Source organism: Actinomyces succiniciruminis, from assembly GCF_900002405.1.
Lineage (GTDB): Bacteria > Actinomycetota > Actinomycetes > Actinomycetales > Actinomycetaceae > Actinomyces > Actinomyces succiniciruminis.
The window spans coordinates 51,498-76,354 of record NZ_LK995527.1 but is presented as its reverse complement, the minus strand read 5'-3'; the positions used below and the strand labels follow the sequence as shown (position 1 = coordinate 76,354).

Annotated in this window: 21 protein-coding genes and 2 tRNA genes; 17 read left to right on the top strand and 6 right to left on the bottom strand. The window is 69.7% G+C overall.

The window, feature by feature from the left end; translation table 11 throughout:
• Positions 1-244: 244 nt before the first annotated feature.
• Positions 245-868, bottom strand: a complete 624-nt coding sequence (locus BN1056_RS11045) for a helix-turn-helix domain-containing protein (RefSeq protein WP_210581193.1) — start codon at positions 866-868, stop codon at positions 245-247.
• Between the two features lie 394 nt (positions 869-1,262).
• Between BN1056_RS11045 and BN1056_RS11040 the strand changes: the two genes are divergently transcribed.
• The 9 genes from BN1056_RS11040 to BN1056_RS11000 all read left to right on the top strand — a co-directional run bounded on the left by BN1056_RS11040 (position 1,263) and on the right by BN1056_RS11000 (position 13,973).
• Positions 1,263-3,713: a glycoside hydrolase family 3 protein gene (locus BN1056_RS11040; protein ID WP_210581216.1), complete on the top strand. Its 2,451-nt coding sequence runs from the start codon at positions 1,263-1,265 to the stop codon at positions 3,711-3,713.
• Positions 3,714-3,974: 261 nt separating this feature from the next.
• Positions 3,975-4,745 carry a carboxymuconolactone decarboxylase family protein gene (locus BN1056_RS11035; RefSeq protein ID WP_136194335.1) on the top strand — a complete coding sequence of 257 codons (771 nt, stop codon included), beginning with the start codon at positions 3,975-3,977 and terminating at the stop codon, positions 4,743-4,745.
• Positions 4,742-5,290, top strand: a complete 549-nt coding sequence (locus tag BN1056_RS11030) for a methylated-DNA--[protein]-cysteine S-methyltransferase (protein WP_244671670.1) — start codon at positions 4,742-4,744, stop codon at positions 5,288-5,290. Before BN1056_RS11035 ends, BN1056_RS11030 begins: the two co-directional genes overlap by 4 nt.
• A complete protein-coding gene (locus BN1056_RS11025; RefSeq protein ID WP_210581190.1) occupies positions 5,287-6,270 on the top strand; it encodes a DMT family transporter in 984 nt (327 codons plus the stop codon). The genes BN1056_RS11030 and BN1056_RS11025 overlap by 4 nt, the downstream gene beginning before the upstream one ends.
• 60 nt (positions 6,271-6,330) lie before the next feature.
• Positions 6,331-7,134: an alpha/beta hydrolase family protein gene (locus BN1056_RS11020; RefSeq protein WP_210581189.1), complete on the top strand. Its 804-nt coding sequence runs from the start codon at positions 6,331-6,333 to the stop codon at positions 7,132-7,134.
• Positions 7,135-7,240: 106 nt separating this feature from the next.
• Positions 7,241-8,140: an SIR2 family NAD-dependent protein deacylase gene (locus BN1056_RS11015; RefSeq protein ID WP_244671669.1), complete on the top strand. Its 900-nt coding sequence runs from the start codon at positions 7,241-7,243 to the stop codon at positions 8,138-8,140.
• A gap of 135 nt (positions 8,141-8,275) precedes the next feature.
• The gene (locus BN1056_RS11010) at positions 8,276-11,761 is read left to right on the top strand and encodes an ABC transporter ATP-binding protein/permease (protein ID WP_210581186.1); all 3,486 of its coding nucleotides are present in this window, start codon (positions 8,276-8,278) and stop codon (positions 11,759-11,761) included.
• Between the two features lie 105 nt (positions 11,762-11,866).
• Positions 11,867-13,336: an alpha-amylase gene (locus tag BN1056_RS11005; protein ID WP_073327815.1), complete on the top strand. Its 1,470-nt coding sequence runs from the start codon at positions 11,867-11,869 to the stop codon at positions 13,334-13,336.
• A gap of 52 nt (positions 13,337-13,388) precedes the next feature.
• A complete protein-coding gene (locus BN1056_RS11000) occupies positions 13,389-13,973 on the top strand; it encodes a DJ-1 family glyoxalase III (protein WP_210581184.1) in 585 nt (194 codons plus the stop codon).
• 122 nt (positions 13,974-14,095) lie between these two features.
• On the opposite strand, the gene cysE is transcribed toward BN1056_RS11000, so the two are convergent.
• From cysE to BN1056_RS10985, 3 genes are all read right to left on the bottom strand, one after another.
• Entirely contained in the window at positions 14,096-14,671 is a 576-nt protein-coding gene (gene cysE, locus BN1056_RS10995) for a serine O-acetyltransferase (protein ID WP_210581182.1), read from the bottom strand.
• 245 nt (positions 14,672-14,916) lie between these two features.
• Positions 14,917-15,846, bottom strand: a complete 930-nt coding sequence (cysK, locus tag BN1056_RS10990; RefSeq protein WP_210581180.1) for a cysteine synthase A — start codon at positions 15,844-15,846, stop codon at positions 14,917-14,919.
• A gap of 542 nt (positions 15,847-16,388) precedes the next feature.
• Entirely contained in the window at positions 16,389-17,093 is a 705-nt protein-coding gene (locus tag BN1056_RS10985; RefSeq protein WP_210581177.1) for an IMPACT family protein, read from the bottom strand.
• 197 nt (positions 17,094-17,290) lie between these two features.
• On the opposite strand from BN1056_RS10985, the gene rpmF reads away from it, so the two are divergent.
• The 3 genes from rpmF (at position 17,291) to BN1056_RS10970 (ending at position 17,716) form a co-directional block, all read left to right on the top strand.
• Complete coding sequence (gene rpmF, locus BN1056_RS10980; protein ID WP_073327314.1) at positions 17,291-17,455, top strand: 50S ribosomal protein L32; 165 nt, start codon at positions 17,291-17,293, stop codon at positions 17,453-17,455.
• Positions 17,456-17,520: 65 nt separating this feature from the next.
• Positions 17,521-17,591 (top strand) — tRNA-Gly (locus BN1056_RS10975).
• A gap of 51 nt (positions 17,592-17,642) precedes the next feature.
• Positions 17,643-17,716: transfer RNA gene (locus tag BN1056_RS10970), tRNA-Pro, on the top strand.
• Between the two features lie 349 nt (positions 17,717-18,065).
• Here BN1056_RS10970 and mmuM read toward each other — a convergent pair.
• On the bottom strand, positions 18,066-19,103 hold the full coding sequence (gene mmuM / locus BN1056_RS10965) for a homocysteine S-methyltransferase (protein WP_244671672.1): 1,038 nt from the start codon (positions 19,101-19,103) through the stop codon (positions 18,066-18,068).
• Between the two features lie 165 nt (positions 19,104-19,268).
• Here mmuM and BN1056_RS10960 point away from each other — a divergent pair, with 165 nt between their 5' ends.
• The 3 genes from BN1056_RS10960 to tig all read left to right on the top strand — a co-directional run bounded on the left by BN1056_RS10960 (position 19,269) and on the right by tig (position 22,692).
• The gene (locus BN1056_RS10960) at positions 19,269-20,615 is read left to right on the top strand and encodes an amino acid permease (RefSeq protein ID WP_210581210.1); all 1,347 of its coding nucleotides are present in this window, start codon (positions 19,269-19,271) and stop codon (positions 20,613-20,615) included.
• A gap of 45 nt (positions 20,616-20,660) precedes the next feature.
• Complete coding sequence (locus BN1056_RS10955) at positions 20,661-20,960, top strand: FMN-dependent dehydrogenase (protein WP_073327308.1); 300 nt, start codon at positions 20,661-20,663, stop codon at positions 20,958-20,960.
• A gap of 295 nt (positions 20,961-21,255) precedes the next feature.
• A complete protein-coding gene (gene tig / locus BN1056_RS10950; protein ID WP_210581173.1) occupies positions 21,256-22,692 on the top strand; it encodes a trigger factor in 1,437 nt (478 codons plus the stop codon).
• A gap of 130 nt (positions 22,693-22,822) precedes the next feature.
• Here tig and BN1056_RS10945 read toward each other — a convergent pair whose 3' ends face one another.
• Positions 22,823-23,173, bottom strand: a complete 351-nt coding sequence (locus tag BN1056_RS10945; RefSeq protein WP_210581171.1) for a cupin domain-containing protein — start codon at positions 23,171-23,173, stop codon at positions 22,823-22,825.
• A gap of 312 nt (positions 23,174-23,485) precedes the next feature.
• Between BN1056_RS10945 and BN1056_RS10940 the strand changes: the two genes are divergently transcribed.
• Both BN1056_RS10940 and BN1056_RS10935 read left to right on the top strand, forming a co-directional pair.
• Positions 23,486-24,094 carry a ClpP family protease gene (locus BN1056_RS10940; protein WP_210581208.1) on the top strand — a complete coding sequence of 203 codons (609 nt, stop codon included), beginning with the start codon at positions 23,486-23,488 and terminating at the stop codon, positions 24,092-24,094.
• A 1-nt stretch (position 24,095) separates the two neighbouring features.
• A complete protein-coding gene (locus BN1056_RS10935; RefSeq protein WP_108966449.1) occupies positions 24,096-24,791 on the top strand; it encodes an ATP-dependent Clp protease proteolytic subunit in 696 nt (231 codons plus the stop codon).
• The last annotated feature ends 66 nt before the right edge of the window (positions 24,792-24,857 follow it).

Below are 24,857 nucleotides of genomic sequence, written 5' to 3'. Positions count from 1 at the left end.
ATGTCCTGAGGCAGAACTGTCACCGATGTCCTGAGACATAACACCGGTCGCTTGGCCGACGAGGCCGCAGAATGTCCAAAACCGGCACGAACGCCGGATTCGGCGGTCCGAGTCGGCTCCGCAACCGCATGATTCCAGTGGCTCTCTCGGTGGGGCGGGCTCGTTTATGCCGGTTTTGGACATTTTTGAACCCATCCAATGGCGCCGACGAATCAGGGGCTGAAGATAGGTTCAGGGTATCGGGCTAGTCGACCCAGATGCGTACGTGATCCTCGTCGTCGGTGACGTCGATGAGGGTGGCGGGGCCGGTGGAGTCGAGGGCATTAAACGAGGTCGTCAGCATTGCGTCGAGGTCGATGCCGCGGGCGCCGACGGCGCTGCGCACCTGCGGAAGCGTCGCGATGAGGCCGGTGAGCGCGGAGACCGCCTGCATGGGGAAGGCCAGGTCGGCATTGTCCTGCGGCCCCCGAACCTCGATGTGGAGGCTGCGTCCGGCCGCGCGTCGGGCACGCGGCTGCTCCGGCGCGGGCTCGGGACGAATCAGTTCGAAGTTGGTGGAGGCAGGCGCCACGGGGGACGGCGCCGAAGGGGCGGAGAGGGGCGACGGCGCCGATGAAGGGGAGGCCGGTGACGGCGTGGGACGGTCGGCGGTTGCGGCGTCGCTGTCCGGCACCGTCAACAGCGCGTCGACGCTGGTACCGAGCAGTGCCGCCAGAGCGGGCAGCGTCGCCACATCCGGGTAGTTGAGGTCGTTCTCCCACTTGCTGACCGCCTGCGGGGTGACTCCCATCCGTTGGGCGAGCTGCTCCTGGGTCATGCCGCGTGACAGCCGCAGCCTGGCGATGTTGCGTCCGACAGAGTTCTTCATCGGTGTCTCCATAGTTCTTGATCGGTTGTCTGTCGGGGCGTCCCTCAGGATGTCCCTGACTCACCGAAGGTCCCGCAGTCTGCCGGGATCGACGGTGCGTGACCGATCATGTCCGCAGCGGTGCGCCGGACGGTAGCACGCATACGTTGATCGCCGAATCCGTGAGTTGAGGCGCCGGGGCGCCGCGACTCAACCAGTGGTTGACTCTGCGCGGCAGGCGCGTGGTTCGGGCGAATCCGGGCGCGGCGGCTCCTCGAACGCGAAGAACCGGATTGCCCGCCGCTGGGCTCTTCACAAACAATGGACCGAGCGGTAGGATTGTGATCAGCGGGTGCTCTCCGGTGAGTGCACGTACAACCTGGCCTGACAGAAGGAGCTCACAGTGGAGCAGAACATGAACCAGTACGAGATCGACCACCTGGCAACGGTGCGCGCGGGAGCGCCCGAGTCGATGGTCCTCCTTAAGGCCGACGGATCCTTCCCCCTCGTCGCGCCCGGCCGCATCGCCCTGTACGGGGCCGGGGCGCGGCGCACCATCAAGGGCGGCACCGGCAGCGGTGACGTCAACTCCCGCCACGTGGTCACCATTGAGGAAGGCCTTGAGAACGCCGGCTTCACCGTCACCACCAAGTCCTGGCTCGACGCCTACGACGGTGTCGCCGAGGAGAACCACAAGGCCTTCGTCGCCGACCTCAAGGCGCAGGCCAAGGCTGCGGGCCAGCCGGCCGTGTTCTTCGGCATGGGCGCCGTCGAGCCCGCGCCTGCCTTCGACCTGCCACTCGACGGCGACGGCGAGGCCGCCGTCTACGTCGTCGCCCGCGACTCCGGCGAGGGCAATGACCGCCACCCCGAGGCCGGCGACGTCAAGCTAACCGACTCCGAGATCCGCGACATCACCGCGCTCGCTGCGAAGTTCGAGAAGTTCCTGCTGGTGCTCAACGTCGGCGGCGTCGTCGACCTGAGCCCGGTCAAGGACGTGAAGAACATCCTGCTGCTGTCCCAGCTGGGTGCCGCGATCGGTGACGCCTTCGCCGACGTCCTGCTCGGCAAGAGCTACCCCTCCGGCAAGCTCTCCACCACCTGGGCCGCCTGGGAGGACTACTCCACCGAGGGCGACTTCGGCGACCCGGACGACACCCACTACCGCGAGGGCGTATACGTCGGCTACCGCTACTTCGACTCCGTTGGCACCGCCCCCATCTTCCCCTTCGGCTACGGCCTGAGCTACACGACCTTCACCATCGGCGCGCCCGTGGTCAGCGCCGCCGGCTCCGAGGTCACCGTCAAGACCACCGTCACCAACACCGGCGCCCGCCCGGGCAAGGAGGTCGTCCAGGTCTACGTCTCCGTGCCCGCCGGCGACCTCGACCAGCCCTACCAAGCCCTGGCCGCCTTCGCCAAGACCGGCGAGCTCGCCGCCGGCGCCGCCGAGGAGGTAGCCGTCACCTTCGACCTGACCGACGTCGCCTCCTTCGACGCCGCCAAGTCCGCCACCGTCCTGGAGGCCGGCGACTACGTGGTGCGCGTGGGCGCCTCCAGCCGCAACACGGTGCCCGCCGCCGTCGTCGAACTGCCGGAGACCGCCATCGTCCGCCAGCTCCACAACGCCCTGGGGGACCCCGGCTTCACCGACTTCAAGCCGGCCGCACCGGTCGCCGTCGAGGTACCGGCCGACCTCCCACGGCTGACCGTGGCCGCCGCCGACCTGCGCCGCGAGGACGCTCAGCCCCCCGTGGACCTGACCGAGGCCCTCGACTACGTGAAGACCCTTTCCGACGACGAACTGTCCTACATCGTCCTGGGCCAGTACACGGACACCGCTGACAAGCAGTCGATCATCGGCCAGGCCTCGCAGGCACTCGTCGGCGCCGCCGGCCAGACCACCACCCGCTTCGAGGGGCTGCCCTCGCTGGTCATGCCCGACGGCCCCGCGGGCCTGCGCCTGTCCCCGCAGGTGGGCGTGGACGCCGATGGGGCCTTCCCGCTCGGCGAGGCGCTGGGCGGCCTGTTCGCCGAACTCATGGACGACGACTCCGTCGCCGCGCTCGGTGGCGACGCCGCCGAGCCGCGCACCCCGGAGCGCACCTACGAGCAGTACACCACCGCCATCCCGATCGGCACCGCCATCGCCCAGTCCTGGAACCCCGAGCTGGCCGCCGCCTACGGCGACCTGGTCGGGGCGGAGATGGACCACTTCGGTGCCCACCTGTGGCTGGCCCCGGCCTTCAACCTGCACCGCACCATCCTGTGTGGACGCAACTTCGAGTACATGTCCGAGGACCCGCTGCTGGCCGGGCGCATGGCCGCCGGTATCACCCGCGGCGTCCAGGCGCACCCGGGGCGGGCTGTCACCGTCAAGCACTTCGCCTTCAACAACCAGGAGACGAACCGCTTGAACTCCAACAGTCACGTCTCCCAGCGGGCCGCTCGCGACCTGTACCTGCGCAGCTTCGAGATCGTCGTCCGTGAGGCCCAGCCCCACGCGCTCATGACCTCCTACAACCTGATCAACGGCGTGCACACCTCCGAGTCCGCCGACCTGTTGGAGACCATCCTGCGCGAGGAGTGGGGCTTTGAGGGCCTGGTCATGACCGACTGGGTGGTCGACTCCATGGCCCGCACGGATCTGAAGCACCCGCGCGCCACCGCCTCGGCCACCATCAAGGCCGGCAACGAGCTGTTCATGCCCGGCTGCGAGGCCGACCGGCAGGACATCCTGGCGGCCCTGCGCGGCGAGGGGACGGCGGCCGTGAAGCTGACCCGCGCCGAGCTCGAGAAGCAGGCCGCCCGGGTGGTGCGCATCGCCCACCTGCTGGGCGACGTCGCCCCCGCCCCAGAGGTCTGAGTCCCTCCGCGCACTGCATGCTCGGGCCCGGATCAACCAGGCACCAATGGGCCCCGTCTGACGCCGCGAACCGGCGCCGGACGGGGCCCCGTCCGTGGCAGGATCATGCCCGGGCCCGACGACGCCGTAGTCGCCCGCCACCGACGTCACCGACCGACTCGGGCGGTCCGGCCGCCCGCAACCAGCCCCAGAGGCGCAACCCGACAACCGCCGGCACCAAGCACCAACACAAGCACCAACAACCAAGCACAAGGAGACACCATGGCACTGACACCCGAGGCGATCGAGACCTTCACCCGCCTGTTCGGCTCCGCGCCGGAGCCCAGCCCCACCGACCCCGAGCTCATGGAGACCCTGCAGAACCACATCTTCGGCGAGGTCTTCTCCGTCGGCATCCTCACCGACGTCGAGCGCGAGCTGATCACCGTGACCTGCCTGGCCTCCATGCAGACCCTGCCGCAGCTGCGTGCGCACGCGGCCGCCGCCCTCAACGTCGGCGCAACCCCCGAGCAGCTGCGCGAGGTCATCTACCAGTGCCAGCCCTACATCGGCTACCCCAAGACCCTCAACGCCATCGGCGTGCTCAACGAGGTACTCACCGAGCGCGGCGTCGAGCTGCCCCTGCCCAGCGCCGCCACCGTCGACTACGCCGACCGGGACGAGGCCGGCGCCGCCATCCAGATCCCGCTGTACGGGGACGAGGTCAAGGCCGTCTTCGCCAAGCTGCCCGAGCCCTTCGACACGCAGGTGCCGCACCTGTTGACCGGCATCGGCTTCGGCGAGGTCGAGTCCCGCGGGGTGCTGAGCGTGGCCGAGCGCGAGATCGTCAGCCTGGTGGCCATCGCCGCCATCGGCGCCGCCACCCAGCTGACGCCCCACGTTGCCGGCGCGATCAAGGCCGGCAACACCCGGCAGAAGGTCGCCGCCGCCCTGGTGCAGGCCATGCCCTACATCGGCGGCCCCTACGCCCTGACCGGCCTGGTACTGGTGGCGAACTACGACCCCAACGCCTCCTCAGAGGCCTACCGGTGACCTCCGCCACGCAGTATGTGGAGACCTGCCCCTCGCCGCTGGGGCCCATGACACTAGCCGCCGCCGCGGGGGAGGGACTGCCCGCCGGCGGGGCCGTCGTCGGCGCCTGGTTCGACGGGCAGCAGCATGACCGCGCCGGACTCGCCGACGACGCCCGGCCCGTGACCGCGGGCGACCCGGACGAGCCCGCCGCACTGGCGACCGCCCGGGCCTGGCTGGAGCACTACTTCACCGGCGATGACCCCGGCCCGACCCCCGCCCTGGCGCCCGGCGGAACCGACTTCCAACGGCGCGTCTGGGACCGGCTGCGCGCCATCCCGCGCGGGCAGACCACCACCTACGGGCGCATCGCCGCCGACCTCGCCGCCGCGACCGGCCACCCCACCTCCGCCCGCGCCGTCGGCTCCGCCGTCGGCCGCAACCCGATCAGCATCCTCGTACCGTGCCACCGCGTGCTCGGCGCCAACGGGTCCCTCACCGGCTACGCCGGCGGGCCCGAACGCAAGGCCGCCCTGCTGCGGCTGGAAGGCATTATGGTCGCGTGAGCGAACAACACCCCGCCCCGCCGTCCCACCGCGAGGCATTGGGCGGCCCCGATGTCGCGCGCCGGAAGCGACCGGCCACGCCCGCTCGACCCGGCGTTGGGGGCGCAGCGCGCGGCCGCTATGTGGCCTACGCGCTGCTCGCCGCCCTCCTGTACGCCCTGTCCACCCCCGTGTCCAAGCTGCTGCTGGACGACGTCGCCCCCGGAGTACTCGCCGCCCTCCTGTACCTCGGTGCCGGCGCCGGCATGAGCCTGATCGCCCTGCTGCGCAGCCGCATCGGCACGACGGCCCCACGGGCGGCGCCGCTGGAACGCGCGGACCTGCCCTTCGTGGTGGCGATGGTCGTCCTCGATATTGCGGCCCCGCTGCTGCTCATGTTCGGACTGGACCGGGCCGAGGCCGCCAACGTCTCCCTGCTGAACAACTTCGAGATCGTCGCCACCGCCGTCATCGCCTTCGTCCTGTTCAAAGAGCGCCCCAGCCGCCGGCTGACGCTCGGGATCGTCGTCATAACCGCCGCCTGCGCGCTGCTCACGGTGGACGACGCCGGCGCACTGTCCTTCTCCGTCGGCTCGCTGCTCGTGCTCGCCGCGGCCAGCTGCTGGGGACTGGAGAACAACTGCACGAACCGCATCGCGCACAAGGACCCCGTACAGATCGTCATCGTCAAGGGCTTCGGCTCCGGCTGCGGCGCCATGGCGGTGGCACTGGCGGCGGGCGAGCGGATGCCCCAGGCCGGCCCCCTCGGCGGATGCCTGCTGCTCGGATTCCTCGCCTACGGACTGTCCATCACCCTGTACGTGATGGCGCAGCGCGGACTCGGGGCGGCACGCACCAGCGCCTTCTACTCGGTGGCGCCCTTCGTCGGCGTGATCCTGGCGTGGGCGCTGTTCCGGCAGCCCCCGGGCCTGACCTTCCTGCTGGCGCTCGGCCTGATGCTGGTAGGCACCTGGCTGGTCATGCCCGAGCCCGACGACTGAGATCGGGGCCCGGAGCTTCGCCTCCACCCGCAGCCGATCACGTAAGGAGCGCCTCCGCGCATGCACGACTACCTCGCCCGCGAGCTGACCGCACGTGTGCCCGCCGCGGGCGCCGACCCGGGCGGGCTCGTGCACGCCCTGGCATACGTGCCCCGCGCCGCCGCGGCCGGGCGGGTGCGCGCCCCGCTGGTGGTGTGCTGCCACGGCCTGGGGGAGTCCGGGCTGCGCGTGGCGCCGGTCGCCCAGCGCCTGGCCGCCGCGGGCGCCGTCGCCATCGCCCCCAGTTTCCGCGGGGGAGGGGCCCCGACGGCGGGGCCCACCACCGCCATGACCGTCGCCACCGAGCTCGCCGACTTGGAGGCGGTGTTGGGCACGGCCCGCACCTGGCCCTTCATCGACGCCGCCCGCACCGCCCTGTTCGGCCGCAGCCAGGGCGGGCTGGTGGCGATGCTCGCGGCCGCCAACCATCCGGCGCAGATCGCCGCGCTGGCTCTGTGGTACCCGGCGCTCGCGGCCCCGGCCTCCCTGCGGCGCCGCTTCGGGAGACTCGCCGCGGTGCCGGAGACCTTCACCTCCCGGGTCGACGGTCGCGACATCATCCTCGGGCGCGACTTCGCCCACGACCTGTGGGACCGGGACGTGGAGGCGGCCATGCGCGGCTACCGCTCCCCGGTGCTGCTGGTGCACGGCAATGCGGACGCCGACGTGCCGCTCGCCGTCTCGCAGGCGGCCGCCCGCACCCTTCCCGACGCCCGCCTGGAGCGCATCCCGGGCGCGGGCCACGGCTTCGGGGACGCGAACTACGAGATGGCGGTGGGGTGGACCGTGGACTTCCTGGCCTGGGCGGGCATCCTGGACGACTGAGACCGCGGTCGCCGGCCGGTGCGGGCCGGGCGGTGTGGGCCAGGGGGATGCACGGCTGTGGGCCGTGCGCTTGCCCCAGATACCTCGAATCGCCATAATCGCCCGGGTGACTACCACCCCGCCGACTCCGCCGCTCGACGCCGCCAACCTGGCCCGTATTGACCGCCTCGCCGAGGCGCTGGCCGGCGCGGACGCCGTACTAGTCGGTGCCGGCGCCGGGCTGTCGGTCGCCGACGGCGACGCGCACGCCGGCCCCGCATTCGAGGCGCGTTTCGCCGACTTCCACGCCGCCCGCGGCATCACCGACGCCTACTCCGGCGGCTTCTACCCCTTCCCCACGCCGGAGGAGAAATGGGCCTTCTGGGCGCGCAACATCCTCCTCCAGCGCTACGAGTCCGGGCCCGGCGCCGTCTACCGCGACCTGTACGCCCTGCTGGACGGGCGCGACTTCTTCGTGCTGACCACCAACGTCGACCACCGCTTTCAGAACTCCGGCTTCCCCAAGGACCGCCTGTTCTACACCCAGGGCGACTACGGCCTGTTCCAGTGCTCCGTGCCCTGCAGCCAGGACACCTATGACAACCACGACGCCGTCGTCGCCATGGACGCCGCCGAGCGGGCCGGAGCCGCCGTCGGCACCCCGATGCGCGTGCCCACACACCTGCTGCCCACCTGCCCGCGCTGCGGTGAACCCTTGACCACCAACCTGCGCTCGGACGACACCTTCGTTCAGGACGCCGGCTGGTATGCCGCCGCCGAGCGCTACGTCTCCTGGGCAGACGCCCATCAGGCCGGGCGCGTGCTCCACCTCGAGCTCGGGGTGGGCATGAACACGCCCGGCATCATCAAGTACCCGTTCTGGCGGCGAGTGCACGACAACCCCGAGGCCACCTATGCGGCGCTGTCACTGGAGCCGGGCACGCCCCGCGAGATCGCCGGCCGCTCCATCCTCATCGACGCCGACCTCGGTGCCGCGTTGGCGGCCCTGCGCGAGCGGCTGGGCTGAATCCGGGGCTGCACGTCATATCTACCGATCTCGGTACGTAAGTTCTACCGATCTCGGCGAGGGGTGGCGGGCTTTGTTGGTTCTTTCAGGAAAACGGCATAGGGTTCGGGACTCGACCCCCGCTCCGGAGTGCCCATGCTTGAGCTGCACGAGATAACCAAGTCCTATCGCACCGCCTCACTCGACCAGACCGCCCTCGACGGCGTGACCGTGTCCTTCCGGGACAATGAGTTCGTCGCGGTGCTCGGCCAGTCCGGCAGTGGCAAGACCACCATGCTCAACATCATCGGCGGCCTGGACCACTTCGACTCCGGGGATTTGGTCATCGACGGCGTATCCACCAAGGACTACCGCAGTCGCGACTGGGACGCCTACCGCAACAACCGCATCGGCTTCGTCTTCCAGTCCTACAACCTCATCCCGCACCAGAGCGTGCTGGCCAACGTGGAGCTAGCCCTGACCCTGACCGGCGTCTCTCGCGGGGAGCGGCGCCGTCGGGCCCTGGAGGCCCTGGATCAGGTGGGGCTGTCCGAGCACGTGCACAAGCGACCGAGCCAGCTCTCGGGCGGTCAGATGCAGCGCGTCGCCATCGCCCGCGCCCTGATCAACGACCCGGAGATCCTGCTGGCCGACGAGCCCACCGGCGCCCTGGACTCAACCACCTCCATCCAGGTGATGGACCTGCTGCGCGAGGTCGCCTCCGACCGGCTGGTCATCATGGTCACTCACAATCCCGAGCTCGCCCACGACTACGCCACTCGCATCGTCGAGCTCGCCGACGGGCGCATCACCTCAGACACCGCGCCCTACACGCCTGCGGCCGACGACGCCCGCGAGGCCAGGCCGCCGCGGCGCACTCGCATGGGGCCGCTCACCGCCCTGTCGCTGTCCTTCAGCAACCTGATGACCAAGAAGGGCCGCACCCTGATGACCTCCTTCGCGGGGTCCATCGGCATCATCGGTATTGCCCTGATCCTGGCGCTCGCCAACGGGGTGAACGCCTACATCGCCCGCACCGAGGAGGAGACCCTCTCTTCCTACCCGCTGCAGATCGAGCGACTGGGCATGGATTACACCTCCCTGATCGCCCAGGCCACCGAGACCACCACACAGGACGACCTGCCCGACGGCGTGGTGGGGGAGCGGCGTGCCCTGAGCAACATGCTCGGTTCGGCCAACACCAACGACCTGGCCTCCCTCAAGTCCTACTTCGACGCCGACGGCGGCAACGTCTCCACCTACACCAACGCCATCGAGTACCTCTACGACGTCACCCCGCAGCTGTACCTGCCGGTCGACGCCGACTCCGCCGGACAGATGCCCACCCAGGTCAACCCGGATACGGCCTTCTCCAGCTTCGGAGCCATGACGGCCACCATGCAAATGACCGCCTTCCAGCAGCTGGCCACCGACACGGACCTGTACGCCGACCAGTACGAGGTCGCCGCCGGCCGCTGGCCCACCGCGTACAACGAACTGGTCATCGTCCTGCCCGAGGACGGCCGCATGAGCGACCTGACCGAGTACGCGCTCGGCCTGCGCGAGCACAATGAGCTGGAGCAGCTGGTGCAGACCTACGTGTCGGGGATGGCGGGCAGCCTGCCCGGCGCCACCACGACCGGCGGCGCAATGGCCGCGGATACCGCCGCCGACTCCACCGCGAGCGCGGCAACAGACGCGACAGCGGGGCCGACCGCCACCGCCGGCGCGACTTCCACCGCTACCGCGGGGGCAGGCGACTCCGCCGACCCCGATGCGGAGCGCACCTACGCGTACAACGACCTCATCGGTCGCACCCTGAGCCTCGTGCCCGCATACGAGCACTACGCCTACGACGCCGAGTACCAGGTGTGGACCGACAAGTCCACCGACGCCGCCTTCATGTCCGATCTGGTTGCCGACGGCGAAACGATGACCGTGGTCGGGATTGCGCGCGCGGAAGGCACCCAGGCTTCGCTCGTCCCCGGGGTCTACTACACCCCCGCGCTGACCGAGCACCTGGTGGAGCAGGCCGCCGACTCCGAAATCGTCAAGGCCCAGCTCGCCGACCCGGAGGTGGACGTGTTCACCGGCAAGACCTTCGCCGAGGAGGCCGACGCCACCGGGGACACCGAATTCGACTTCACCAACCTGTTCGATATCGACGAGTCCCAGCTGCGGGCCGCCTTCCAGATCGACTCCAGTGCCCTGGACCTCTCCGGCATGGACCTGTCGGGCATTGACCTGTCCGGCCTGGACACCACTCAGATGGACTTCTCCGGCCTGGACCTGTCCGGTCTGGCCAATGCCCAGCCTGACGTGGACCTGTCGGCCCTGGACCTGTCGTCACTGAGCCTGACCGACCTGGAGCAGCAGTTCCCCCAGCTCGCCGACGTCGACTACGTGACCCTGATTACCCAGGCCCTGTCCGACGGCGTCATCAAGGAGGGGGCGGACGAGCAGGTCGCCACCATGATGAACGGGCTGATCGCCGGATTCACCGACTACTACGGCGAACACGCAGCCGGTGAGAACCCCGACGACCCCGACGACGACCCCGACCTGGGCACGCTCGTGACCGACTACCTCTCCCAGGAGGACGTGCAGCGCACCATCGCGCAGACCCTCGGCTCCGATGACGTCATCGACTCGGCCAAGCTCACCGAGAACCTCACCGCCGCCCTGGGAGCCGACCCCGCCGTCGCCGACATCTCCGACGCCGTGCGCGACCAGCTGGTGGCGGAAATCGGTTCCCAGGTGGCCGGGGCCGTCACCAGTTCCATCACCAGTGCCCTGTCCAGCGCCGTGCAGCAGGCCATGGCCACCGCCATGAGCCAGATGATGACCGCCATCCAGACGCAGATCACCGCCCAGATCGAGGCCGCCACCACACAGTTGGCCACCAACCTGGCCGACGCCGTCAGCGTGGACCCGGACGCCTTCGCCCAGGCGTTCCAGTTGGACATGACCCCGGAGGAGCTCAGCCAGCTGCTCAGCACGCTGGTGACCACGGAGCCCGCCACCTACGAGACCAACCTGACCGCGCTGGGCTGGGCGGACCTGGAAAACCCCAGCGAGATCGACATCTACCCCAAGGACTTCGAGTCCAAGGATGCGGTCAAGCAGATCCTGGAGGACTACAACGCCGCGCAGGCGGCCGCCGGCGATGATGACAAGGTCATCACCTACACCGACGTGGTCGGCGTGCTGATGAGCTCGGTGACCCGGATCGTCAACATCATCTCCTGGATGCTGATCGCCTTCGTGGCCATCTCCCTGGTGGTCTCCTCCATCATGATCGCCATCATCACCTACATCTCCGTGCTGGAGCGCCGCAAGGAGATCGGCATCCTGCGCGCCGTGGGTGCCTCCCGCTCCGACATCCGCCACGTGTTCAACGCCGAAACCGTCATTGAGGGGCTCATGGCCGGCCTCATGGGGGTGGGCATCACCCTGCTGGTGAGCCTGCCGCTTAACGCCTTCATATACGGGCGCTTCGGGGTGGAGTCCATCGCCCAACTGCCGGTGCGCGCCGGCATCATCCTGGTGCTCATCTCTGTGGGGCTCACGGTGCTGGCCGGCCTGATCCCGGCGGGTAAGGCGGCCCGGGAGGACCCGGTGGAGGCGCTGCGCTCTGAGTGAAGTCCATTGCGCGTAGCGCCGACGATGACCGGTACAGCCCTCCGGTAGGCTGCCCCTGTGAGTGACAGCACGACCATCGGCTTCGGCGGGCGCGAGAACCCGATCATGCTGCAGGGATTCGCCTGGGACATGGCCGCCGACTCCAGCCACTGGCGCTTCCTCGCGGACAATGCCTCTCTCATCGCCGACTCCGGCGTCACCGCCATTTGGCTGCCGCCCGCCTACAAGGGCCAGGAGGGCGTCAACGACGTCGGTTATGGCGTCTATGACACCTACGACCTGGGCGAGTTCGACCAGAAGGGCACCATCCCCACTAAGTACGGCACCAAGGACGAGTACGTCGCCGCGGTCGCCGCCCTGCGGGCCGCCGGCATGACCGTGCTGGCGGACATCGTCCTGAACCACCGGATGGGCGCCGACGGCACCGAGGAGGTGCGCGCCACCGAGGTCGACGGCGCCGACCGCCGCAAGCCCATCGCCGACCCGACCACCATCACCACCTGGACCCGCTTCACCTTCCCCGGTCGCCACGGCACCTACTCGGACTTCACTTGGGACCACACCTGCTTCCTGGGCACCGACTGGGACGAGCGCACCCGCCGCAACAGCGTGTGGCTGTTCGAGGGCAAGGAGTGGAACGAGGACGTCACCGATGAGCGGGGGAACTTCGACTACCTCATGGGTGCGGACGTCGACCTCAACAACCCCCGCGTATCCGACGAACTGATCAGCTGGGGCCGCTGGTACCTGGAGACCACCGGTGTCGACGGCGTGCGGCTGGATGCGCTCAAGCACATGAGTCGCGAGTTCTACCGCCGCTGGCTGCCCGCGCTGCGCGAGGCCACCGGGCGGGAGGTCCCCGCCGTCGGCGAGTTCTGGTCCCGCGATGCCGAGGAGCTGTGCGCTTACCTGGGCGAGGAGCCGATCATGAGCATGTTCGACACCCCGCTGCACTACCGGCTGTACCACGCCTCCTTCAAGGACCGCTTCGACCTGTCGAAGATCTTCGAACGCACCCTGGTGGAGGCCGACCCCGATCACGCCATCACCTTCGTGGAGAACCACGACACCCAGCCCGGCCAGTCCCTGCAGTCCTTCGTCGAACCCGGCTTCAAGCCCGCCGCCTACGCGCTGATCCTGCTGCGGGAGGCCGGCACCCCCTGCGTGTTCTGGGGCGACCTGTTCGGCACCCCCGAAACCGGTGATCTGTCCGCCTGCCTCGAACTGCCCCTGCTCATGCGGCTGCGCCGCAGCCTCGCCTATGGCCCGCAGCACGACGTCTTCAACGCCGCCGACCTGGTCGGCTTCGCCCGCGAGGGCGACGACGCCCACCCCGGCTCCGGGCTCGCCGTCGTCCTGTCCACCGGTGTGGCCGCCAGCAAGCGCCTGTACGTCGGCGCCCGCCACGCGGGGGAGCGGTGGATCTGCGCGATCGGCGGCCACGGGGCGGTCACCATCGGCGGCGACGGCAGCGCCGAGTTCTCCGTCAGTGAGACGGGGCTGTCGGTGTACGTGCCCGCCTCCGCCCGCCCGATCATCGACCGCGGCATGACCCGGCTGGTCCGCGTACGCTGAAGACGCGACCCGACGCCGCCGCATCGCGCTGAACCGCACTCAAGGAGGAACCATGCCCACACCCGGCAAGCTTGCCACCGACAAGAAGGTCGCCGTCCTGATCGCCGCGGGCCTGGAGGAGGTGGAGGCGCTCGCGGTGGTCGATGTGCTGTTCCGCGCGGGCATCCGCGCCGACCTGGTGGCCGTCGGCGACTCGCTCACCGTCACCTCCTCCCACCAGGTGGTGCTCACCTGCGACGCAGTGCTGGCGGAGGTGAACCTGGCGGACTACGACCTGGTGTTCCTGCCCGGCGGCATCCCCGGCACGCCCAACCTCAAGGCCGACCCGACCGTCATCGCCGAGGTCACCGCCCGTATGCGCTCCGGCCGGCCCGTGGCCGCCATCTGCGCCGCCCCGTCGATCCTGGCCGAACTGGGGCTGCTTCAGGGGCGTGACGCCACCTCCAACCCGAACTTCATGAAGGTTCTGGCGGAGCACGGCGCCCGCACCAGCGAGGCCGCGGTCGTCGTCGACGGCGAACTGATCACCAGCCGCGGCATGGGCACCGCCATCGAGCTCGGCCTGGAGATCGTGCGCCACTTCCTGGGCGACGACGCCGTCGAGGCGGTCAAGCGCGGCATCGTCTACCAGCACTGACACCAGCCTCACCGACACTGACGACTCCGCCCCGCAACCGACGGGCATAAGCCAGCCGGCCGCGGGGCGGCATCAAAGCGGACCGGCGCCCCGCCGTCGTCGGGCAGGCCGTCGTCCGGCGGTCAGATGTAGATGGTCGGGTCGAGCATCAGCTCGGGGTCGGTGCGCGGGTCGCGGGCTCGCGCCGGCACTCCCACGCCGACGTGATCGGCGGGCAGGTTCTTGACCAGCACGGCATTGGCGCCGATCTTCGCGCCGTCCTCGACGGTCACCGGCCCCAGCACCTTGGCGCCCGCCCCGATCTGCACGTTGTTGCCGATGGTGGGGTGCCGCTTGCCCGGGTTCATGGACACCCCGCCCAGGGTGACGCCGTGGTACATGAGCACGTCATTGCCGACCTCAGCGGTCTCTCCGATCACCACGCCCATGCCATGGTCGATGAAGAAGCGTTCACCGATCTTGGCGGCCGGGTGAATCTCGATTCCGGTGGCGGCGCGGGCCGCCTGCGACAGCGCACGCGCCGCGAAGTAATGGCCGCCCTGCCACAGGCGGTGGGCGGCGCGGTGTGCCCACAGCGCGTGCACGCCCGGGTACAGCAGGGCCACTTCGAGGTTCGAGCGTGCCGCGGGGTCACGGCGTCGTGCGGTCGCCAGATCCTCCTTGGCGATCTCGATGAACGACCGGCTGGACTTCTGCATGGTGCTCCTTGGACAACGGCCTGATGACAGGTGTGACAACAGACAGGGACTTCAGAGCGGAGAACGCCGGCGGCGCCATGAACGACTCCTGACCTGCGATGATCCGCCGGGACAACGCCGGTGGCGGCATCCCTGTTCCTGGGATACCACCACCGACGCCGGACTGTGTCCGAATCCGCTGTTGGATGTGGCCACAAGCGGGCGCCGTGTGCGCACACGGGCGCTGTGGCGCCGACCGGGCCGAGTCAGTTCAGGTACTCGGCGTACAGCGCGGTCGAGAGGTAGCGCTCGCCAGTGTCCGGCAGCAGGGTGACGATCGTCTTGCCCTCGAACTCCGGGCGCTGCGCGATCTGCGAGGCGGCGGCCAGGGCCGCACCGGAGGAGATACCCACCAGCAGGCCCTCCTCGGCGGCGGCACGGCGGGCGTAGTCCAGCGCGGTGTCGGACTCTATGTGCAGCAGCTCATCCCAGATGGACTGGTCGAGCACCTCGGGGACCACGTTGGGGCCGATGCCCTGAATCTTGTGCGGCGCGGCCTTGCCCTCGCTCAGCAGCGGGGACTCGGCGGGCTCCACACCGAAGATCTTCACACCCGGGATCTGCTCCCGCAGGACCTGACCCACGCCGGTCAGGGTGCCACCGGTGCCGATGCCGGCCACGAAGGCGTCGACCTTGGAGTCGGTGGCCGCCAGAATCTCCTGCGCGGTGGTCTCCCGGTGAATGCGCGGGTTGGCGGGGTTGGTGAACTGAGAGGCGAGCACCGAGTTGGGGGTGGCGGCCTGGAGCTCCTCGGCGCGCTTGACGGCCCCGGCGACACCGCCCTCGGTGGTGAGCACCAGCTCCGCGCCGAAGGCGCGCATGATGGCGCGACGCTCCTTGGACATGGTCTCCGGCATGGTGATGATCACCCGGTAGCCGAGCGCGGCGCCGACCATGGCCAGGCCGACGCCAGTGTTGCCGGAGGTCGCCTCGATGATGGTGCCGCCGGACTTGAGATCGCCGGAGGCCTCGGCGGCCCGGACGATCGCCAGGGCGATGCGGTCCTTGACGCTGCTGGCGGGCTCAAAGGCCTCAACCTTGGCCAGGACGGTTGCGGGGGCGCCGTCGGTGACGCGGTTGATGCGGACCAGGGGAGTGGAGCCGACCAGCTCCGTGATGTTGTTGGCGTATGACATGGCTGTTCCTTAAGTCTTGAAAGTGCGGGGCGCCGCTCCGGCAGGGGCGAATAGCGAATACAGGTACACCCAGGGCCTGGAGGGCATTTGAACGTTTGTGGGGAGGGGCGCATCACGCGCCCGAGCGCCGGGCATGCGCGCAGCTACGCGCGCACAGTGTCATGGCCAGGCGCTCTATCGACACTGGCAGCAGCAGAAGGACATCGCGCACATGACGTTACCGACCGTCATGGGGTCCTCCTCTTACCCGGTGCTGCCAATACCTGCGGAGCTTCACCGGCGCCGAGCGGGCGCCGTGATCCGCTGCAGCCACAGTAGTGCCTGCGCCGGCGCGGTTGTCAAATCATCCGCATGGTGAACTTCGCTTCATCGCGCCTGCCCGTGTACACAGCGCGTACCCGTTGGTCCCGTTGATCAAAGCGCGCTCCCGTCGGCCTGCCCTGCCAGTACAGAGCCAGTACAGGGGCGGACGGAGCCGGTAGGAGTCACGCTGTGGACAGGACGTCTCAGCGGCGGGTGCTGGAGTCGCTGCGTGACCCCGGTCAGGCGGCGGGTAGGGGAGTCTCAACCACCCGGCTGCCGGCCGGCTCGGCATGGGCGGCTCCGCTGGTCAGCGCGGCCAGCTGCTCGGCGAGCGCGTCGGCGTCGGCGGTGGGCGTGGACAGGGTGAGAACGGCGTGGGTGGCCTGCCACTGCGTGTCCTCCACCCCGATGTCCTGCGGGCCGCCCTGCCCGCGCAGTTGGGCCTCCAGACGGCCGGCGTCGGCGACGGGCACCCGCACCTGCCACAGGTGGCGAGTGGCCAGGCGCACCCGGGAGGCGGCGTTCAGCGCGTCGGCGGCCGCCTGCGAGTAGGCACGGGCCAGACCGCCGGTGCCCAGCAGAGTCCCGCCGAAGTAGCGGGTGACCACAACCGTGGTGTTGACCAGACCCGTGCCGCGCAGGACGTCCAGCATGGGGCCGCCGGCGGTGCCCGAGGGCTCGCCGTCGTCACTGGAGCGCTCGATGGGCTGGGCGCCGGGGACCGACACGGTGAAGGCGCTGCAGTGGTGGCGGGCATCGGGGTAGCGGGAGCGGACGGAGGCGATGAAGGCGCGGGCGGCGGCCTCGTCGTCGGTGCGCGCGGCCCGTCCCAGGAAGTGGGAGCGCTTGACCTCCAGGTCGGTCTCCGGCTGCTCGCCGCGTGACAGCGTGACCACGGCGTTGGCGGTCGCGTAGTCGGCGTTGGAGGCGGGCACGGCGGTCATGGCGTCATGTATAGCGGCTCCGGCGCGGCGGCGTGGGTGCGACGGTACTTGTGGGCGGGACGGGACTGATCTCACACGTCCGGCGGGGCGCCCGGGCTGGAACGGAATCCGGGCGAACCGCTAGGGTGACCCCTGGTCAACTATCCTTCGGGTTGTCCGTGACCGGGCGGCCCTACGAGTTTGAGAGGAGCGGGCTCATGGCAGTGCCGAAGCGGAAGATGTCCCGCAGCAACACCCGCAATCGCCGTTCGCAGTGGAAGGCCAAGCTGCCCGAGCTGCAGACGGTCACCGTTGCGGGGCGCAAGGTGGCGGTGCCCGGTCGGCTGTCCAAGGCCTACCGGACCGGCCTCATCGAGTACTGATATCGCCGCCGTCCCGGCATCGCCGGCGACGAACCGGCAATACGGCGGGCCCAGGCCCGTCCAATGCGGGTGTAGCTCAATGGTAGAGCCTCTGCCTTCCAAGCAGATGGCGCGGGTTCGATTCCCGTCACCCGCTCGGTGAACGCGCGGCCGCCCCGGACTCCGGTGGCGGTCGCGGGCGTTTACACGGGGTGTGGCGCAGCTTGGTAGCGCGCCTGCTTTGGGTGCAGGAGATCGTGGGTTCAAATCCCGCCACCCCGACGATAAGAAGGATCATGAGCTTGCTTATGAGACCTTCGCAGAGGAGGGAGTAAGAGGCCGAAGGCCGAATACCCCGACGACGAGGACACCTCACGAGCGAGCTCGTGGGTGTCCGAGGAGGAAGGGGTAACAAGGCCGTCAGGTCGAATACCCCGACGATAAGAAGGTTCATGAGCTTGCTCGCGAGGTGTCCTCGCGTCTACTGCGAACTTTCGCCTCCTGGTACGAGCTTTTGCACCCTGGTGCACGGGTATTTGCCGCACACCAGGGCGCAAAACGTCGTTGCAGGGCGCAAAGTGTCGCAACAGGGTGAAGGCTCGGGGCGCGATCCTCCGCCGTTACCTGGCTCCTACGCCGCCGGCTCGCCCACCGCGGCCGCCAGCGCCTGGATCTGCGCCGGCGTGGTGCGGCAGCAGCCGCCGACGGCGCGGGCTCCCAGCGCCTCCCAGGCGGGCAGTGCGCCGGCCAGGAGATCGTCTCTGGGTCCTGTACCGCCGCTGCCGGGAGCGGCGCTGCTGCCAGAGCCGACATCGTCGGCATCGCTGTCGGCGCCGCCCGTACCAGTGCCGACACCACCGCCGGTCGTGCTGCCGCCCGTGGACCAGGTCTTGGCCTCGGCGTCATACTCCTCACCCGAGTTCGGGTAGACGACCAGCGGCAGGCTGGTGAGGTCGGCGAGCAGGCTCAGCGCCGTCGTCGCCGACTCCACCCGGGTGCAGTTGACTCCCAGCAGGCGCACCTGCGGGCAGGCCTCCGCCCAGGCGACGACGTCGTCGAGCAGCGTCCCATCGCGCAGCGCCGTGGCGTCGTCGCGCACCGACAGCGACAGCCACGCGGGCAGCTCCGGCGCTACTTCGGGCAGCAGCCCCAACAGTGCGCGAATCTCCGGTCCCTGCGGCATCGTCTCCAGGGCCAGCACGTCCACGCCCGCCTCGGTCAACAGCCGCAGCCGCGGGCGGTGGAAGGCGCGGAACTCCTCATCCGTGCGCGTGTAGGCGCCGGTGTACTCGCTGCCGTCGGCCAGGTAGGCGCCGTAGGGCCCGACCGAACCCGCCACCAGGCCGTGGCGCCCGGTGGTCGCCGCATGTTCGTCGCGGGCCCGGCGTGCCAGCCGCACCGCCTGCCGCACCATGTCCTCGGCCTCGGCCTGACTCAGGCCCGCGCGCCGGTAGGCGTCCAGATTCGCCTGATAGGTGTTGGTCGTGGCCACGTCCGCGCCGGCGGCGAAGTAGGCGCGGTGCACGTCCAGGATCGCCTCGGGCGCGTCGCGCATGGCCAGCGCGGACCACAGCGGGCCGGAGGTGTCCACGCCCCGCTTCTCCAATTCGGTGGCCATTGCGCCGTCGAGGACGATCGTCCCCCGCTGTGCCAGTAACCTCGTAAGCACATCACTCAAACCGAGTCGCCTCCCGACCCTGCTGTCGACTCCTCGCCCGCCTACATTCGGCGGCCCACCTACCCTAGCCGGGAACGTCCCGGAATCGCTCACCCCAGGAACGCCATGGCCACCACACCCGACGCCGCCAGCAAACACGACCGCCTGCAGCGCAAGATGAGCTCGCGCCACCTGACCATGATCTCCTTCGGCGGAGTCATCGGCACCGGCCTGTTCCTCTCCTCGGGCTACACCATCAGCCAGGCCGGCCCACTGGGGACTGTGCTCGCCTACGCCATCGGCGCGCTGCTCGTCTACCTGGTGATGCTGTGCCTGGGGGAGCTGAGCGTGGCCATGCCCTGGACCGGCGCCTTCCACGTCTACGCCAAGGAGCTGATCGGCCCCGGCACCGGGTTCGTGGTGGCGGTGCTGTACTGGCTGACCTGGACCATCGCGCTCGGCTCGGAGTTCACCGCCGCCGGCGCCATCATGCGCCACTGGTTCCCCACCACGCCGGTGTGGATGTGGGCCGCCATCTTCATCGTGGTGGTCTTCGCCTCCAACGTGTTCTCGGTGCGGGTGTTTGCCGAGGCGGAGTCCTGGCTGGCGGGCGTGAAGGTCTTCGCCATCATCGCCTTCATCGTGCTCGGCACCCTGGCGATCGTCGGGGTGATCCCCATGGTCGACGGCTCGCCCGCGCCGGGCCTGGGTGGCCTGATCCGCGACGGCGTCTTCCCCAACGGCTTCGGGGCGGTGCTGACTGTCATGCTTACGGTTAATTTCGCCTTCTCCGGCACCGAGTTGATCGGTGTGGCCGCGGGGGAGACCGCCGACCCCGGCCGCAACATCCCGCGCGCCATCCGCACCACCCTGGTACGGCTGACCGTGTTCTTCATCGGCTCGATCGTGGTCATGGCCGCGCTCATCCCCTGGCAGGAGGCCGGTGTGAGCGCCTCCCCGTTCGTCACCGTGCTGGACATGATCGGCGTGCCCCACGCGGGTGACCTCATGAACATCGTGGTTGTGACGGCGATCCTCTCGGCCGCCAACTCCGGCCTGTTCGCCTCCACCCGCATGCTGTGGTCGCTGGCCAACGAGGGGACCGTGCCGGAGATCGTCGCCCACACCACCATGCGGGGCGTGCCCGTGGTGGCGCTGGCTCTGTCCATGTTGGGCGGACTGCTGGCTCTGCTCAGCTCCGTGGTGGCCGCCGACACCGTCTACCTGGCGCTGGTGTCCATTTCCGGACTGGCGGTGGTGATCGTGTGGATGGCGATCGCCGCCTGCCAGTTCGTCTTCCGCCGCCGCTGGCTCGACGCCGGGCACAGTCCCGCCGAACTCGGCTACCGCACCCCCGGCTACCCGTGGGTGCCGCTGGCGGCCTTCATCGGCTCGGCCGCCTCCTGCATCCTGATCGTCTTCGATCCCGGTCAGCGCTCCGCCCTGTACTGGACCGTGCCCTTCGTGGCCCTGTGCTACGCCGGACACGCCCTGGCCCTGCGCCGCGGCTGGGTGAAGGCCTGACGCGGGCGCGTGCGACGGCGGCGGCCCGCGCCCTAGGCTGACCTCATGCCCTCATATCGCACCATTCTCACGGTCACCAACCTGCTGCCCGGCCACGGTCCGCAGGACGTGGAGGCTGCGGCCCGTGCCGCCGTGACCGCCTCGACGACGTTGGAGGCCTTCCAGGTCGACGTCGTGCGCGGCCAGCCGCGCGTCACGATCCGTTTCACCGGGGCCGACGACGCCGACGCTCGCGCCGTCCACCACCGCACCGTGGCCGGGGTGCGGCGGGCGGCGGTCGTGCCCGCGCAGGTGCTCGCCAAGGTGGTAGGCGGGCGCAGCGTGCCCATCGCCCTGGAGGCGTGAGCGCGGCCGGCAGCGCGGCGCCGACCGCTCGCGCGGCAGCATGGCGGCGCCGGCCGCTCGGGGAGGCGATGGCGCTCCCCTCGGGGCGTGCGCCGGCATCGCCGCACCCGGGGCGCCCGCCGGCGTCGGCCGGGAGCGGAATGTGAGCAGTTCCCGCCGCCTATGGGCGGGCTCATTTGTCACCGGGCCGCGACCGTGCCCTAGGATGGCCCGGAATTGACGCCACACCAGGGCGCCTGCGAGGCCTGCCGGTCCCGCACCTTCCAGTCGATTTACACATTCGGAGTAGAACCCCGTGAAGAGCACCGTCGAGAACCTTGACCCCGCGCGTATCAAGCTGACCGTGGAGGTCCCCTACGAGGAGCTGGAGCCGAGCCTCGACGCCGCCTACAAGGAGATCGGCTCGCAGGTTCAGATCCCCGGGTTCCGTCGCGGACACGTCCCGCCGCGCGTCATTGACCAGCGCGTCGGCCGCGCCTCCGTCATCCAGGAGGCCGTCAACAACAAGCTGCCCGACTTCTACCGCGACGCCCTCAACGACTCCGGCCGCGTGCCGCTGGGCCAGCCGGACATCGAGGTCACCGAGCTGGTTAACGTCACCGGCCCGCAGGGTGGCCAGCTCGCCTTCACCGCCGAGGTCACCGTGCGCCCCGAGTTCGAGCTGCCCGAGCTGGGCGGCATCGACGTGACCGTGGACGCCGTCGAGATCACCGACGCCGACGTCGACACCGAGCTGGACAACCTGCGCGCCCGCTTCGGCTCGCTGAAGTCCGTCAAGCGCGCCGCTAAGACCGGCGACTTCGTGACCATCGACCTCAAGGCCGTCATCGACGGCGAGGAGGTCGACTCCGTGTCCGGCGTGTCCTACGAGATCGGCAAGGGCAACATGCTCGAGGGCCTGGACGACGCCCTGGTCGGTCTCAAGGCCGACGGATCCACCACCTTCACCACCAAGCTTGCCGGCGGCGAGCACGCGGGCGAGGAGGCCGAGGTCACCGTCACCGCCACCGCCATCAAGGAGCGTGAGCTGCCCGAGGTGGACGACGAGTTCGCCCAGATGGCCTCCGAGTTCGACACGGTCGAGGAGTTGCGCGAGGACCTGCGCGCACAGGCCGCCGAGCGCAAGACCGGAGACCAGGCGATCGCCGCCCGCGACGCCCTGCTGGAGCAGCTGCGCGACGCGGTCTCCTTCGACGTGCCCGAGTCCGTGGTCGAGGACGAGATCAAGCAGCACCTGCAGGCCGAGGGCAAGCCCGAGGGCGACCCGCACGCCGACGAGATCCGCGACGACGTCACCTCCGGCGTGCGCGACCAGATCCTCCTGGACGTGCTGGCCGAGTCCCTGGATGTGTCCGTCACCCAGGACGAGCTGCTGGAGTTCCTCATGCAGACCGCCCAGCAGTACGGCATGGAGCCCGCCCAGTTCATGCAGGGCGCGCAGCAGGCCGGCCAGATTCCGGCCTTCGTCTTCGAGATCGCCCGCAACAAGTCCCTGGCCATGGCCCTGCGCCACGTGACGGTCAAGGACTCCAACGGCGAGGCCGTGGACCTGACCGAGTTCATCGGCTCCGACGAGCTCGACGCCGAGGCGGCCGCCGAGGCCGGTGCCGCCGCCGCGGCCCAAGCCGCTGAGGACGAGGTCGTCGTCTCCCCGGCCGACGCCGACGAGGCGGCCGACTCCGGTTCCTCGGCGTCCTCCGCCTCCGCGGACAGCGCCGACGACGCCGAGTAAGTAGGAGCCCTGCAGGCACGCCGCTTCGGCGGTGCTGTGCTGCTGGCAGCTGAGCGACCGCGGGGTCGACACCGACTGTGGTGTCGACCCCGCGGGTTTCTCATGCGGCCTGCCGAGCGACCGACTGGTTTCAGACCTGCTCGCGGCCGTCCATGTCCACCATGACCAGCTGCATGCGGCACGGGGTCACGGCGGTCAGGGCATGGCGGTCGTTCGGGGCGAGGTAGATGACGTCGCCCGCACGCATGCGCTCGGTGCGCCCGGAGACGGTGAAATCCATCTCGCCCTCCAGCAGGGTGACGACCACCGCCTTGGGGGAGGCGTGCTCGGTGAGCAGTTGCCCGGCGTCGAAGGTGAAGATGACCGTGCGCAGGACGGCGTTGTTGACCACCACGCGGGAGGTGGTGGCCTCCTCGCTGACCGGCAGGGCCTCATTCAGGCCGAGGCGGAATAGGGACTCGGATACGGGCGTGGTGGGCATGGTCGGCTTCCTCTCGCGACGGGTGCTGGTGTTAAGGCGTTAGAAGACGGCCCTGGGCGGGCACCGGGGTGCGGCGCACACCGCAGCATTTGTTCCCGCTCGAGCCGTTTCAAATCCTGTGTCGAGGTTACCCGTGTCGCGGGGCGGTGAGCCGGTGGGCTCCGGCACACCTCGGCCGGATTGCGCCATCGTGTGGGCCGTGAGCGAAAAGCCCCCGTTCCTGGGCATGGGCTGGGCGACCGGCGGGTTAGCGTTGGCATCACCGAACACGGAAGGACTGACGTGAGCGAGCTCCACACGCCCCCGGCGGCCATGACCCCGGCCGCCGCCGACGGATCTGGGACGGGCCTGGGCCTGACCGACTCCATCTACAACCGCCTGCTCAAGGAACGCATCATCTGGCTCGGCTCCGAGGTGCGCGACGACAACGCCAACGCGATCTGCGCGCAGATGCTGCTGCTGGCCGCCGAGGATCCCGAGCGGGACATCTACCTTTACATCAACTCCCCGGGCGGCTCCGTGACCGCCGGCATGGCGATCTACGACACCATGCAGTACGTCCAGCCCGACGTGGTCACCGTCGCCACCGGCCTGGCCGCCTCCATGGGACAGTTCCTGCTGTCCTCCGGTGCCCGCGGCAAGCGCTACATCACGCCGCACACCCGCGTGCTCATGCACCAGCCCTCCGGCGGTGCGGGCGGGTCGGCCACGGACATCCGCATCAACGCCGACCTGATCATCAAGATGAAGCAGGAGCTGTCCGAGATCATCGCCGAGAACACCGGACACACGGTCGAGGAGATCATCCGCGACTCCGACCGCGACCACTGGTTCTCCGCGCAGGAGGCCCTGGATTACGGGTTCGTCGATCACATCGTGAGCTCCAGCCGCGAGATCGGCAACCAGAACGGAGAGAACTGACATGACGAGCTCTCGCCCCTACTTCGACGCCGTCGCCCGGCAGGTCGAGGCCGCGGGTATCAACCCGCAGTCGCTGCCGCAGGCCCGCTACGTGCTGCCCCAGTTCGAGGAGCGCACCGCTTACGGCTTCAAGCGGCAGGACCCCTACGCCAAGCTGTTCGAGGACCGCATCGTCTTCATGGGCGTGCAGGTCGACGACGCCTCCGCCGACGACATCATGGCTCAGCTGCTGGTGCTGGAGTCTCAGGACCCCGACGGCCTGATCACCATGTACATCAACAGCCCCGGCGGTTCCTTCACGGCGCTGACGGCCATCTACGACACCATGCAGTACATCAAGCCGCAGCTGCAGACCGTCTGCCTGGGTCAGGCCGCATCCGCGGCCGCCGTGCTGCTGGCGGCGGGATCGCCCGGCAAGCGCCTGGCGCTTCCGAACGCCCGCGTGCTCATCCACCAGCCCGCCATGGAGGGCGTGCAGGGCCAGGCCAGTGACATCGAGATCATCGCCAACGAGATCGACCGCATGCGCACCTGGCTGGAGGAGACCCTGGCCTCCCACACCGGTCAGCCGGTGGAGAAGGTGCACGCCGACCTCGAGCGCGACACGATCCTGACGGCCGCCGCCGCCAAGGAGTACGGCATCGTCGACCAGGTGCTGACCTCCCGCAAGGCGCCCGCCTCGCCGCACTCGGCGTAAGCGCGCGCCCCGGGCCCACCGGCTCGGGTGGAATTCCACAGGACGGGGCGGTGCCGGTCTTCCGGT